Below are 12,609 nucleotides of genomic sequence, written 5' to 3'. Positions count from 1 at the left end.
ATGAACCGCACCCGTATCGTATGTACCATCGGACCTCGTACCCTGTCGGAAGACATGCTGCAGAAGCTGCATGAAGCGGGTATGATGATTGCGCGTCTGAACGGGTCCCATGCCGATCTGACTTGGCATCGCAACGCCATTTCGGAAATCCGACGCGTCCTGCCTGGCCTGCCCATCCTGCTGGACATCCCCGGGCGCAAAATCCGTACCGCCCAGCTTGCACAGGAGCCGCGTTTCAAGGCTGGCGATACCATCATTCTGACCAGCGATGCCGCCGACGGCAGCACCGGAAAAGTGCCGGTAAATTACCCCAATCTGCATGCTGATCTGAAGCCCGGTAATATTATTCTCGCCGATGACGGTACTCTAAAATTCACAGTCATCTCGATCGAAGGGCGTGACATTCGTTGCCGGGCAGATACGGCAGGGCAGCTCAAAAGTCGCAAAGGCATAAATGTGCCGTTTGTGACGCTGAACACGCCGCAGGTGACGCCGCGTGACGAGCAGATGATCGCTTTTGCCCGCGAAACCGGTGTCGATTTCATCGGGCTGAGTTTTGTCGAGTCGCCGGGTCATGTCGAAGCTTTTCGTAAGCTGATCGGCGGGTCGACACCACGCATCATCGCCAAGGTGGAGAACCAGGGCGGTATGAACAATGTCGATAGTATATCTGCTGTTGCCGATGGAATCATGATCGATCGGGGTGATTTGTCGGTCGAGACCAGCCTCCACGATGTGGCGATCCGCCAGAAAAGAGTAATTTCTGCCGCACGGCAGTATGGCAAACCGGTCATCGTGGCGACAGAAATGCTGCACACGATGATTGAGAATCCGTTTCCCACCAAGGCCGAAGTCAGTGACATCACCAATGCCGTCCTTGACGGATGCGCGGCGACCATGCTGTCGGGCGAAACGGCTGTCGGAGCGTTTCCGATCGAGACCGTAGCGCTGATGCGGCAGGTGACCGATGCGGCTGAGGACTTCGCTCAGGAGCAGATTGGAAAAGCCATTCTGCCGTTTAGCGAGACCGTTCCGCAGGCCATCGCTCAGGTTATCCCTGCGCTCAGTCGTTGCCTGCCAATCACTAAGATTGTTGCCATCACACGTTCGGGATTTGCTGCCCGCATGATCGCTGCCCAGCGACCGCAGCAGCCAATCTTGGCGGTCAGCGACGACGCCGCCGCTGCCCGTAGCTTCAACCTTATCCCCGGGACCACCGGTGTGTTCAGTGCCTCGCCATTTCCGAAAACCAGTATGGATCATATCGGCCAGGTTCTGCATATGCTGTGGCAGCGACAGTTTCTGGTGGGCGAGGATATGGTGATCGTCACCGGTGTGACCTATCCGCATACAGCCAGTCGTATGAATACGGTCCAGATTCACCGTGTTGCAGAATTACAGGCCCTGCTGGGTTGGCATCGGGAAAGCTGATTGGTCTCTATCGCTGGTTCTGCCATCGGGCAGATGCGCTAAAGCGGTATCCGAGACGCAACCATGCGGGTTTCGAACACCGCAACGGAACACCGCCCGACGAGGTTGGTGATTTTTCCCGTTATGTTCAATTGCCCGTAAGGCGGGCGGACATGCGGTCAGGCCGGCCTCAGCAGTAGCGCCTCATCGGCCGGGCGCTGCGATGCCACCGCCCATAAATCGCCAATAACGGTGCTTTGCGGGAATGCCGACCTGAACATCTCTTGCAGATCGCGCATCGCAATCGGTTTGCTTTGACCGCCGGCATTGACCTTGTGTCCTCCGGTCCGGCTGTGTAGTTGAACACCGCTTTTGGTCAGACGCATGATGTCGCGGGCATAGTTCTGGCAGGTCGCTTCTTCCATTTCCTGGAAAGAGAAGGCGTTGAAGGCATAGTCGATGCTGCCCTGTATCTTTGGCAGCGTCCACGCCGGAAGCGACCACAGCGTGGGTTTGTCGCCCAACGGTTCAATGACAATGGCCTCGCTGGTTCTGACGGCCGCATAATTGATCACGCGCAGGGATTGGCTGCTTTCCAGGAAGCGGCTGCTGACATAGGCCACCGGCACAATGTCGATATTTACGATGGCGCGCAGATGCGGATTCAGGGCGATATGGGCCAGGCTGGAAAGGCCAAGCCCGGGGCCGATTTCCAGTATTGACGTCACGCCCTCCGGTTTGACCTGGCTGTAAAAGTCGGCGGCTCTGGTCAGGTACATCACCCAATGGGCGGTTACCGTGCTGCCGTTCCAGTCGAAGGCGTCGTCGGCGTCACCGTTGGCAATCCCATCAGGAATGCGCATCGCGGGAAAACGCGCGGCAACGGCAGCCAGATGCTGGCGCGCCAATGCAATTTCGGCCTGACGCAACTGGGCCGCTGTCGCCCGCAGAAGTCTTTTGTATTCGGCGAGGATTGTTCTTACACCCGGCAGGCTTTCCAGACCGAGCCAGATCGCACGTTTCCAAGCGGCACGCGGTAAAGTAGGCCGTGGAACGCCGCCAACTCCAAAGCCCTTCAGGATTGTCTGGTTGCGTCGGAAACGGTCAAGACCGTTGCGCTGTAACTCAGTAGTGATACGTGCGGCATAAGGCTGCCAATAGGCCGTCGGCCGATACATCGGGGATGCCAGCGCTTCATCCTGTAGAAGCTGCGAGAGCAATGCGGGGTCGTCAGCGACTTGCATGAGAGTATTGCCTTTGTCTGCCGTATTGTGTCGTAGCATGCATCGGAGCGGTTATCTCGGAGATGGGAATCACAGCAGCGCCATGCCCGTTACTGTGCCCGACCATCATATCGGCGATGGTGGCGGGCAAGATAGTCCCTGCCACGGAAGGACAGCGCATGACGGAAGCCGTGGCGGTCGAGCAGCACATCCGCGTAGGGTACGGTTGCATAAGTGGCGAGGACGTCGATCCAGTAATAGAAGATTCGGCGATCAAGCTGCTGCCAGGCCGCTCGTCCAAAAGGCAGGCTTGCAAGCTTTAGGGCGTTGCGTAGCAGATTTGCCCAGACAGGCAGGTGCCAGCGCTGTGGCGGGTTCAGCGGAATGCTCGACCAGATCCCACCCCAGTTGTCTGCAAGTAATGTGCGGCGATACAGCACTTGGGCGCGTTTTTGATCTGGAGGCACCCTTTGCCAGAACGCCACGTAGTCTTTGTCCCATAAAGGCAAACGCCAGTTATGACCGAAGAATTCATATACTCGCTGCCCGTTAATCACAAAATTACTTTGACGGGCGTTATATTCGAGCGCTTCCCAGGCGGCATACATCAGTTCGGCTGGTAAATCTCGCGGTACGTGACGTGTCAGCCAGTCCGACAGAAGCTGTTTGATGGGCGCCTGTTTGTTTGACGTACGCAAATCCTGCCAGAGGCTGAAGTGCTTAATGATGAACTGTGCCGTTAAGTTGTCCCAGCGTTCATCAAGACTCTGTCCATTCATGTGATCATGGATAGATAGGGGCACATGGTTGCCGGAGACGAAGTCGCCCGTGTTGCCGTTGATGAAAATGGCATCATTCGGAACTAAACCTTGCTGTTTAAGGCTGTGGATTGCGGCAAAGTCTTGAAAAAATGGAATAGCTGCGCCGGTATCGGCACCGTCCATATATGCTTGGAAATCCGAGCTGCGCAGAGCCGCCTGGGTTGTGTTGTGGCCATAGGAAACATAGTGCCATGGATAGCCGAGTTTCTCGGCAACAGCGCATGCGGCGGTTGCTTCGGCGTTGCTGGGCCGGCCATATGAATAACAAATGACATTGCGATAGCCGGCATGATGCAAGCCGCTGGCCACGAGGCGGGAGTCGAATCCGCCGGATAATGGCAGCATCACCGGCCTCTGATCCAGCGACCGCACCAGCTTGGCGAACAGGGCCTCGTGGGCGGCCGTCAGGCGCTCGGGCCATTCATCCGGCCGGATATTCGCCTCGACTCGCCAGGGTTGGTATGCGTACCACAGGCTCCGTTGCGCTGACGCATCAGGCCGTGAAACCAAGGATTCGCCTGCGTTGAGGGCCCGTATATCCTGGTAAAGCGTGCGACCATCCAGCGTATAGCCGCTCATTGCCAGGGCGAGGCTGGCATCCGCGTCGGGTTTGTCCCCGGGGCGCAGCAGTGCAGTGATGTTGTCCGAGAGCTGCAGCAGTCGGTTGTCCGAATCGATACGAGCGATGATCGGTATGCTGCGGACCCGATCAACCACCGCCAGGGTGCCGGTTGCGGCAGTTACCACAAAAGCGAAATGTCCGTCGAGACTCAGCAGCAGTTTGTCGCGGCTGGCCCCGTTGTGCAGAAGCGGCGGCAGCAGGGCGCCAATGTGGTTTGCTGCGGCAATGCCCTCCAGTAATTCACCGTTCAGGAAGGCATGGCCGTTCCACCACACCGTGACGTCGCCGGAAGACCAGCATCGCCAGCCCCGCGTCTCGGTAAAACAAAGCTCAGCTGCGGGGGCGCCGGTCATCGACATAATGTGCAAACTGCCCAAGGGTACGCAGATGATCAGAGCTCAGCTCTTCATCTGGAATTTTAACGCCGGTCCGTTCTTCCAGCGCGAAAAGGAACCCGATGAGATCGACAGAATCGATGCCAATATCGGCGATTGCCGTGTCTGGTGTCAGATCGGCAGCAATACCATAATCGTCGCGTAGGATGGCGTAGATGACGCCGAGAGCATCCTGCATTATCTGTCCTCTTTTCGATCAGCCATACAGCACGGTGGTGGCCCATGATAGGCCGACGCCGAATCCGCAGGCTACGGATCGTTTGCCACGTAACGCAGACACGCCCCCCATGGACTCGATTAACAAGGGGATGGTGCTGGAAACCGTGTTCGCCGTTTCTGCCATCTTGATGGGGACTTTGTCGAGCGGTTGGCGCAGGCTGCGGGCCAGGCCCTGAAGCATGAACCTGTTGGCCTGATGCAGCAGAAAGTAATCGATATCATCCATCGTCAGGTCGTTTTTGGCCAGGCAGGCGGCAATATCGATAGGCACGCGCTTGAGGGCGAAATTATATACGGCACGCCCGTTCATATAGAGAGCATCCGTCCCGGTGCAGGCCGCTGCGGGATGGCGGCTGCCGCCGGCCCTTACGATCAGGTCGTCTTTGCCCGAGCCGTCGGAGCCGAAGGTGAAGGCGCCCATTTTGATTCCTTCGCCGCGCTGCAGCAGCGTGGCGGTAGCGCCGTCGCCAAACAGCGGCGCCGTGTCGCGATCGGCAGGATTCATGACCTTAGAATAGGCTTCGCTGGTGATGACCAGGGCGCTGTTCATACGGTGCATGGCCATCATCGCCTTGGCGATGCTGAGGGCGTATATATAGCCGGAGCAGCCCTGATTGATGTCAAAGGCTGCGGTGCTGACCGGAAGACCGAGGCGATCCTGCACGATATTGGCCGTCGTCGGCAGCTTGTAATCGGGATTCTGGGTGCACAGGACCAGAAGTTCGATGCCGGCGCGCTCAAACCCGGTCTGTGAGAACAGGCGTTCGGCCGCCTGGACCGCCATGTCGGATACAGCCTCATCGGCTGCGGCGCGGTGACGGCCAATGATTCCCACCTTGTCGCGCAGGAAGGCTTCGTCGAAGTCGTAATCCTGGACCAACCTGGCATTGTCGATGACAGCGCCAGGCAGATAGCCGGCGACAGCGGAAATGCCGATATCATGCAGTGCAGATGGGTTATCCGGAATCGACATGAATGGGCCTGTCAGAAAAGGTAGCAGAGTTTTATGGAGCCCGAGTAAGCCGGAGATGTCAGGGTGGACAGCGTGTAGCGCTTGTCATCAACGCTGCGTTCGCCCTGGCTGCGGATTGTCAGGTCGAGAGATGGCGTGTCGCCGGCGAGGCGGACGGGCAGGTCCTGGACGTAAACAAGCCGGATGCCGGCGGGGTCAATCGCGCGCTTTTGCAGGGTCTCGACATGCAGCCGCTTATTCGTCTCGATTATCCCATTCAGCAGGTCGGTAAAGCTTGATGGCCGTTTCAGCCTCGCCTCGCCGGAGAAGTTGTCGGTCAGCCGGCAGTCTTGCAGCAGCGATGGGATATCTGGTTCACGCCGGGTAATGACGGTCTCACCCTCGACGAAAGAAGCATGCCCGAACGAGCCGTCGGCGCGCAGGAAGTCAAGTTTTGCGATGGCATCGACCTGCCGATTCAGGCTCCACATTCCGTCGCAACGCACCTCGCGGGTGATGCGGAACTGTTTTATGCTGGCAATATCGAAGGCGGTTTCGGGGGTGGCCTTGCGCAGCCGCTCGAACCAGAACAGGAGATCGGCGCCCCGGATATAGGGGCGTGATCCGACATAAGACAGTTGTGTTTCGCCAAGCCGGCGCATGGGTTCTACTGGTCTTTACGGGGATGATACGGATTGAGCGGAAGCGAGTTTGATCTGCGGGAGACTGAACCCGGCGACGTTGCCGGGCTCAACGATCTTTACCATCGCATCGCTGGCATTCGGCGCAGTGAGGCGCAATGGCAGTGGGAATGGCGTGATGGTCCCTGGGGTGCCGCACCGAGCTGGGTCGTGGTTGAAACTGCGACGAACCGTGTGGTCGGCCATCATGGTGTCGTTCCGCAGCGGTTGCTGCTGCCTGATGGCCGTGTTGTCACAGCCTGCCGGACCGAGAACACCATGGTCGATCCGGATTTCCGCAAGCGCTTTCTGTATGTTGCCTACGAAGCCCGCCTGCTGCAAACCATCCTGCAGCGCTTCGATCTGGTGATGACGACGGCCGGGAAGGGCGCGCAGGCGGCATTGCGCAAACGGCTTGGCTATCGCGCTGTCGGCCGCTGGCGAACCGTGCCGCTGTACGGCCATCCGCTTTATCGCCTCGCCTCGCGTCTGCCGGGCGCAATCCTGGAGTGGCTGCCCGGGCAGGCTGGAGTTTCTGGCTGGGATATTGAAGGGTCCGGAGATCTTACGCGCATAGCGGCGCTGTGCGCGCGTGCTCCTGTGCAGGCCGTAACGGTAGAGCGCAGTGCAGCTTTTCTGCGCTGGCGCTTCGTGGATCACCCCTATCACCGTTATCAGCTGGCGATCCTCCGGGAGGAAGGCCGGGATGTCGGCTATATCGCCTGGAAGCGGCAGCGACGCGGTGCTGCTGCCGATCTTGTCATCGATGACATGGTGCTGCTGTCGGGTGAAGCAGATCACTATCGGCAGGCCCTCCGCACCTTCGTGGCGGCACAACGCGGTGCTGTGCGTCTGGTGCTGCGAAGCCTGGATACCGGTGGCCCGCTTAGCCAGGTGATGGCCCAGGCCGTTCCTGCGGTTTTCGCCGCTCCGGATGCTACCGAACTGCTGGTCCGCTGGCGCGACGATAGGCCGGCTATGGCATGGGATGTCACGCCGGCTGTTTCCCAAGGTATCTGAGCGCACCGGCATCGCGGTCAGGCAGCCTGCGTCAGCAGGGCTTCGTAGAAGTGGCGGACTGGCCCATCAGCCTGTCCGGTGTGATACAGAAGCACCAGCGTGCCTCCGTGACGCCGGCAGGTGTCGATGCTCGGCTGGCAGGCTGCGACAGCGGCTTCGGGGGACAGGTTGCGGTATTTGCCGCCCATCAGGCCGAATTCCATGATGGCTGTGCTGGCCTGACGAAGCTGCAACGTTTTCCGCTGCGACAGCGAATAGCTTGGGACCTCGCGACAGGTGCCATTCCTGAAACCTTCAGCCTCGGGATAGGCCAGCGTGTAGTCCCGGGCCATGCCTGCAGCATCCCAGATATCCGGGGTGGTTTCGGCTGCATAGCACAGCATGTGCTGCCGCCCTTCCGTCAGCGGCTGCCCCAGCACGTCTTCCAGTCCGGCGCGCTGGCGCTGCCAGAGTGCGGTATCGGTGGCAGTGCCATGTCCGGGATGAAACCCCAGGCGATGGCCACGGCTGGCGATTTCGCGGCCAATCCTGCGGAGCAGGGGGGGCATGGTGATCACATAGGGACTGTCAAAGGAATTCCGGCTGGGGCCCATGAAGTAGAAATGCGAGGTCGCACCGTGCCGCTCCGACAGTGTCAGAAGATCCTGCACCGAGCGCCACGGTTCGGCACTGCCGTAGGCAGCCAGGCGACGCCACGCCGCCATTGGCGCGCGGCGTTTCAGCAGATCGCCGGCCGCGTAACGCAGGGGTTCGAGCAGGTAGTGATAACTGCGCAGCCGGTCGACGTCGTGGGTGATCTTGACATTGTAGCGGGTAAGGCTGGCTGGTGCTGTCCGGCCGGTTACCAGCCGGGCGATCGCCGCGAGGGCCTCGTCCACCACGGCACGACCGTAGACGCCGTTGCGATAGCAGAAATCAGCCTCGATCGGAAAACGGCCGTAACGATCCTTACCGGTATGGTCGCGCTCCTCCAGGCGGCTGACCACCAGGAAGGCGAGACCGATCGCGTCGAACTGCCGGGCATCCCAGTCCTGTGCCGGTGCGGTCGGCAGAAGCTGGCGCGTCTGTTGCTCGAGCAGGGCATGGTTCAGATGCAAACCGTCCGATGCTGCGGTGGCCACTGTTCCGAACAGGCCGCCGGGTATCGTCAGGGCGCCCTCGGGCGCATTGGGACCATAATGCAGGCAGGTGGTCGCATCCGCGGCTTCCACGATGCCATGGGCTTCCGCCAGCAGGCCGCAGACATGCCTGATCTCTGGCAGGTAGGCCTCTAATTCAGAAGCGACCGACAGACGATAGGCCGCGATCGGGTGGATCGGGTTGCGGCCAGAGGCTGCCTGAGGCGGCGTATATCGGGTGGGCGTGCCGATGTTCATTGTGTGAACATAGCAGTGGTTTTTACGCCTGGGAAGTGGGGCGTCCGTCGCCCGGCAGGTCTGAAATCGGCGGCGCAGCAGTATAAAGCATTGTATTTACTACTTCTTCCACAGCCGCGGATCGGCAATGCCGGGGGGTAACTGGCGGGCTGCCTGCACAGCCCGCGCGATGATCGCCTCGGGTGGCAGACCGGTCTGGAAAATCCGCATGGCCTCCGTCACCTGGGCAGGCGTATCGCAGCCGATAATGAGGCCGTCGAGTTCGGGGATGCTGGCCGCAGTGCCGAGAGCCAGCGCCGCGAGACTGTAACCGCTTTCGGCAGAAATCCGGCGCAGGTCGCGCAGCACTGGTGCGGCGGCTGCTAGATGCGGCGGGAGCATTGCAGGATCGAGAAAAAGCAGACCCTGTGTGTATAGGCTGCGCGCATAGATACGAACGCCTTTGCGGTGGGCCCGGCGCAGAACGCCGCTCTCCGGAAAGCGTGTATCAAGAAGCCCGAAGGGGACCTGCAGCAGGCCAAGTCCGTCAACGGCAAGCAGGGCATCGGCATCGGCCGGATCGTAGACCGATCCTCCAAAGGCAAGAATCCATCCTTCGCTGACAAGGTTGCGAAGCGCCTCAGCGATTGCCGGGCGCAGGATATCCCGGCCGTTGTGAGCCAGCAGGCCGTCAATGCACGTCTTGTTCAGAAGTTGGCGGGATTCGGTGCAAGACGAGCGAATGGTGGCAACCGCAGCGGAATCGTCCATATCCGCCAGCTTCGGGAATTTAGAGACGACTTCGTAGTCGTCAGCGCGGCGCTTGCGCAGCCAGGCGCCCAGTCGCGTTTCGGCCAGACCGTAGGCTCGCGCCGTATCGAAACTTCGAATGCCGACGCTGGCGGCTGCATCGAAGAGAGCCGCCACCGCTGTCTCGTCAGGCAGGCCAGCGCCGGCAAGCCCGTAAGCCATGCCGGTCTGTACCGTGCCGAGGCAGAGAAAGGGGCGTTGCGGGGGGCGTGTCATTGCGGCGATGCCTGACACTATGTGGCGTATTCGGCGCTCTTGCGGACCTTGTTTGCCGAGAGTCTGGCACGCCAGTACGCGATGGTGCTGCTCAGGCCCTGTTCGAAGGATGTCGCCGGCGTCCAGCCCGTCAGGCGATGTAGTTTGCCGAAATCAGCCAGCAAAAGATGCACTTCGGATTTCTCCGGGCGTTTGCGCAGCGACTCTTGCTCGACTGGTTTTTTCGTTCCGGCAATACGCTGGATCAGGTCGATGGTATCGCCGATCGTATGGGTCTCGCCCGAACCGCAATTATAGGGGCTGCCGAATTCGATGTCGCTGGCCGCACCAACATGCAGGAAGGCGCTAACCGTATTATCGACAAAATTAAAGTCCCGTTTCGGCGTGATATCGCCGATCCGCACAGTCGTGCAGGCGGGGTCGAGGACCTGGCGGATCACAGTGGGAATAACCGCACGCTCGCTCTGCCTCGGCCCGAACGTATTGAACGGACGCAGTGTGGCAATCGGCAGGTCGAAGGACCGCGCAAACGCTTCTGCCATCATATCGGCTGCGATCTTGGATGCGGAATAAGGCGACTGACCCTGAAGCGGATGGCTTTCTGTCATTGGCGTCGTCAGCGCCGTGCCATAGGTTTCGCTGGTCGAGGTGTGGATAATACGGATCGGTTTGGTGACGCGCCCTGCTTCAAAGATGTTAACCGAGCCGGTGATGTTGGTGTCGATATAGGATTGCGGCGACTGATACGAGAATGGGATCGCGATCAACGCCGCAAGATGGAACACGTATTCCTGCCCGGCCATCAGGCGTTGCACGAAGCCGGGATCGCGGATGTCGCCACGGACAATTTGGACCTTGCCCTTCAATTCATCGGGCAGATCGTCGAGCCAGCCGCAACTGTCAAACGAGTTGTACTGGGCCAGGGCTGTGACCCGGGCGCCAAGGCGGGCCAGGGCCTCGGTCAGGTGCGATCCGATGAAGCCATCTCCGCCAGTCACGAGGACGGTTTTGCCAGCGTAGAACTGCTTGATTTCCATGTCTTCGGGCTCGGTTATTGCGGCGGGTGGAACTTGACAGGGCGTCATATTACTCAATATTGTTCACGACGTGAACGATCACTGTGAGGCGGTTTTTGCACCAGCCTTGCGGTAGCCGTGGCGGAACCGCCCAACCTTCACTCAACCGAAATAACCTTATGATATCGTTAAGTTCTCCAGCTCTCACGGCCCTGGAAGCGGATTCCCTGGTCCGCTGTGTCACCGATAACTGGATATCTTCCAGCGGTCCGCAGGTGACGGAGCTCGAAGCGCGCTTCGCCCGTCTGACCGGGCGCGCTGCTGCTGTTGCAGTCAGCAGCGGCACCACGGCCCTGCAGCTGGCTCTTCTTGCCCTCGGGGTGAAGCCCGGGGATACGGTCATTCTGCCGGATTTCACATTTGCAGCGACGGCAAACGCGACAATTCACACCGGCGCAGTGCCCTATTTTATCGATATCGACCCCACAAATCTTGCCATCGATCCCGAACGTTTGGACGCTGTGCTGACCCAGCAGGCCGGTCGGCGCAGGATTGCCGCAGTGATCGCCGTCGACGTACTGGGTGAAATTGCCGACTTGCCGAAACTGGAAGAAATTTGCCGGCGCCATGGCGTGAAACTGCTATCGGATGCGGCGGGTTCGATCGGTTCGACGCTGGCCGGCCGGCCGGCCGGCAGCTTCGGCGATGCCGCCACCTTCAGTCTGAACGGAAACAAGGTAATCACCGGCGGCGGCGGCGGTGTCGTGGTGATGGATGATCCGGCCGTTGCTGCGAGAATCCGGCAGTTGTCGACCCAGGCGCGCAGCGGGCGACGCTACCGTTACGAGGATGTCGGGTTCAATTACCGCCTCACCAATCTGAATGCGGCCGTAGCTGTGGCGCAGTTGCAGCGCCTGGATGAAATTCTTGCAGCGCGACGTGCCATCGCGGCTCGCTACGACGCGGCCCTGGCCCTGCGCGGTGACGATACGCTGCGTGCAACGCCGCGCCAGCAGGCCAACAGCAGCAATCACTGGCTGTACTCGGTTATCTGCAGGGATGCTGCGGCTGCAGACTCCCTGGTCGAGCATCTGCAGGCGAATGGCGCAGAGGCCCGTCATTTCTGGGAACAGCTGTCGCCCCAGCAGCCCTATGCCGGCTTTCCGGCTGAGCAGAATCCGGTTTCGGCTTCGTATTCGGGACGCATCGTATCGCTGCCGTCCAGCAGCAATCTCAGTGCCGCCGACCAGGATGTCGTTATCGCAGCGCTGTCGCGCTGGCACGGATAATCGCCGGTATGTCGGGTATTGTCCTTGTCGGAGCCGGCGGCCACGCAAAGGTCGTGCGTGACAGCATCCTGGCCCTCGATATGACAATTCTCGCTTATGTTGATGCCCGTGCGGCCGCGTGGTTGACGGCAGATCGCTTCGAGACCGAAGCGGCCTTGCATGACGCCATGCCGGGCTGCAGCGTGACGGTTGGTTTTGCCGGTATGGAGCCGGCGGCGCTCCGGCGGCGTCTGGATACACTCGATGGCTTGGTCCAAATGGGGCATGGCTCGCCTGCGCTGTGTCATCCGTCGGCCCAGATCAGCCCTGATGCAAGGATCGATGCAGGCGTTCAGGTCATGCCCGGCGCTGTGATCAATGCTTTTGCCACGCTTGGGCGTGGCGCCATTATCAACACCCGGGCGGTCGTAGAACATGATGCGGTCATCGGGTGCGGTGTCCATATCGCCCCTGGCGCCATTGTCCTCGGAGGCGCAAAAGTCGGCGACTGCAGCATGGTGGGTGCTGGCGCCGTCGTGCTGCCGGGTGTCGAGATTCCGGCGGGGACCATGGTTCCGTCAATGACTCGTGCAAAGTAGGGC

12 protein-coding genes are annotated in these 12,609 nt (G+C 60.1%); 4 read left to right on the top strand and 8 right to left on the bottom strand.

The window, feature by feature from the left end; genetic code table 11:
* Nucleotides 1-1,431, top strand: coding sequence for a pyruvate kinase (gene pyk, locus AC1ROT_RS07135; protein ID WP_492998028.1), 1,431 nt, complete (start codon nucleotides 1-3; stop codon nucleotides 1,429-1,431).
* A 158-nt stretch (nucleotides 1,432-1,589) separates the two neighbouring features.
* Here the strand turns inward: pyk and AC1ROT_RS07130 are convergent, their stop codons facing one another.
* The 5 genes from AC1ROT_RS07130 to AC1ROT_RS07110 form a co-directional block, all read right to left on the bottom strand.
* A complete protein-coding gene (locus tag AC1ROT_RS07130) occupies nucleotides 1,590-2,654 on the bottom strand; it encodes a putative sugar O-methyltransferase (protein WP_492998026.1) in 1,065 nt (354 codons plus the stop codon).
* Nucleotides 2,655-2,743: 89 nt separating this feature from the next.
* Complete coding sequence (locus AC1ROT_RS07125) at nucleotides 2,744-4,435, bottom strand: asparagine synthase-related protein (RefSeq protein WP_492998024.1); 1,692 nt, start codon at nucleotides 4,433-4,435, stop codon at nucleotides 2,744-2,746.
* Nucleotides 4,407-4,649 (bottom strand): acyl carrier protein, encoded by a 243-nt coding sequence (locus tag AC1ROT_RS07120; RefSeq protein WP_492969352.1) that lies wholly within the window; start codon nucleotides 4,647-4,649, stop codon nucleotides 4,407-4,409. The genes AC1ROT_RS07125 and AC1ROT_RS07120 overlap by 29 nt, the downstream gene beginning before the upstream one ends.
* An 18-nt stretch (nucleotides 4,650-4,667) precedes the next feature.
* The gene (locus AC1ROT_RS07115) at nucleotides 4,668-5,663 is read right to left on the bottom strand and encodes a ketoacyl-ACP synthase III (RefSeq protein WP_492998022.1); all 996 of its coding nucleotides are present in this window, start codon (nucleotides 5,661-5,663) and stop codon (nucleotides 4,668-4,670) included.
* A gap of 11 nt (nucleotides 5,664-5,674) precedes the next feature.
* The gene (locus tag AC1ROT_RS07110) at nucleotides 5,675-6,304 is read right to left on the bottom strand and encodes a hypothetical protein (RefSeq protein WP_492998020.1); all 630 of its coding nucleotides are present in this window, start codon (nucleotides 6,302-6,304) and stop codon (nucleotides 5,675-5,677) included.
* 33 nt (nucleotides 6,305-6,337) lie between these two features.
* On the opposite strand from AC1ROT_RS07110, the gene AC1ROT_RS07105 reads away from it, so the two are divergent.
* Nucleotides 6,338-7,342: a hypothetical protein gene (locus AC1ROT_RS07105; RefSeq protein ID WP_492998018.1), complete on the top strand. Its 1,005-nt coding sequence runs from the start codon at nucleotides 6,338-6,340 to the stop codon at nucleotides 7,340-7,342.
* Between the two features lie 17 nt (nucleotides 7,343-7,359).
* On the opposite strand, the gene AC1ROT_RS07100 is transcribed toward AC1ROT_RS07105, so the two are convergent.
* From AC1ROT_RS07100 to AC1ROT_RS07090, 3 genes are all read right to left on the bottom strand, one after another.
* Entirely contained in the window at nucleotides 7,360-8,718 is a 1,359-nt protein-coding gene (locus AC1ROT_RS07100; protein WP_492998016.1) for a DUF7033 domain-containing protein, read from the bottom strand.
* 99 nt (nucleotides 8,719-8,817) lie between these two features.
* A complete protein-coding gene (locus tag AC1ROT_RS07095; protein WP_493001133.1) occupies nucleotides 8,818-9,723 on the bottom strand; it encodes an aldo/keto reductase in 906 nt (301 codons plus the stop codon).
* 17 nt (nucleotides 9,724-9,740) lie between these two features.
* Complete coding sequence (locus AC1ROT_RS07090) at nucleotides 9,741-10,760, bottom strand: SDR family NAD(P)-dependent oxidoreductase (RefSeq protein WP_492998014.1); 1,020 nt, start codon at nucleotides 10,758-10,760, stop codon at nucleotides 9,741-9,743.
* A gap of 95 nt (nucleotides 10,761-10,855) precedes the next feature.
* Here AC1ROT_RS07090 and AC1ROT_RS07085 point away from each other — a divergent pair, with 95 nt between their 5' ends.
* Complete coding sequence (locus tag AC1ROT_RS07085; RefSeq protein ID WP_492998013.1) at nucleotides 10,856-12,028, top strand: DegT/DnrJ/EryC1/StrS family aminotransferase; 1,173 nt, start codon at nucleotides 10,856-10,858, stop codon at nucleotides 12,026-12,028.
* A gap of 8 nt (nucleotides 12,029-12,036) precedes the next feature.
* Nucleotides 12,037-12,606 (top strand): acetyltransferase, encoded by a 570-nt coding sequence (locus tag AC1ROT_RS07080; protein WP_492998012.1) that lies wholly within the window; start codon nucleotides 12,037-12,039, stop codon nucleotides 12,604-12,606.
* Nucleotides 12,607-12,609: the final 3 nt, after the last annotated feature.

This window comes from Ferrovibrio sp. GW821-FHT12E11, assembly GCF_058806975.1.
Note: the sequence above shows the minus strand (reverse complement) of the source record. Positions and strands in the feature narration are given on the sequence as shown.

What these genes read in the sequence shown, in the direction of transcription:
- AC1ROT_RS07120 (WP_492969352.1), bottom strand. Translation starts at nt 4,649, where the DNA reads ATGCAGGATGCTCTCGGCGTCATCTACGCCATCCTACGCGACGATTAT.
- AC1ROT_RS07095 (WP_493001133.1), bottom strand. Translation starts at nt 9,723, where the DNA reads ATGACACGCCCCCCGCAACGCCCCTTTCTCTGCCTCGGCACGGTACAG.
- AC1ROT_RS07115 (WP_492998022.1), bottom strand. Translation starts at nt 5,663, where the DNA reads ATGTCGATTCCGGATAACCCATCTGCACTGCATGATATCGGCATTTCC.
- AC1ROT_RS07090 (WP_492998014.1), bottom strand. Translation starts at nt 10,760, where the DNA reads ATGGAAATCAAGCAGTTCTACGCTGGCAAAACCGTCCTCGTGACTGGC.
- AC1ROT_RS07130 (WP_492998026.1), bottom strand. Translation starts at nt 2,654, where the DNA reads ATGCAAGTCGCTGACGACCCCGCATTGCTCTCGCAGCTTCTACAGGAT.
- AC1ROT_RS07110 (WP_492998020.1), bottom strand. Translation starts at nt 6,304, where the DNA reads ATGCGCCGGCTTGGCGAAACACAACTGTCTTATGTCGGATCACGCCCC.
- AC1ROT_RS07100 (WP_492998016.1), bottom strand. Translation starts at nt 8,718, where the DNA reads ATGAACATCGGCACGCCCACCCGATATACGCCGCCTCAGGCAGCCTCT.
- AC1ROT_RS07125 (WP_492998024.1), bottom strand. Translation starts at nt 4,435, where the DNA reads ATGTCGATGACCGGCGCCCCCGCAGCTGAGCTTTGTTTTACCGAGACG.
- AC1ROT_RS07080 (WP_492998012.1), top strand. Translation starts at nt 12,037, where the DNA reads ATGTCGGGTATTGTCCTTGTCGGAGCCGGCGGCCACGCAAAGGTCGTG.
- pyk (WP_492998028.1), top strand. Translation starts at nt 1, where the DNA reads ATGAACCGCACCCGTATCGTATGTACCATCGGACCTCGTACCCTGTCG.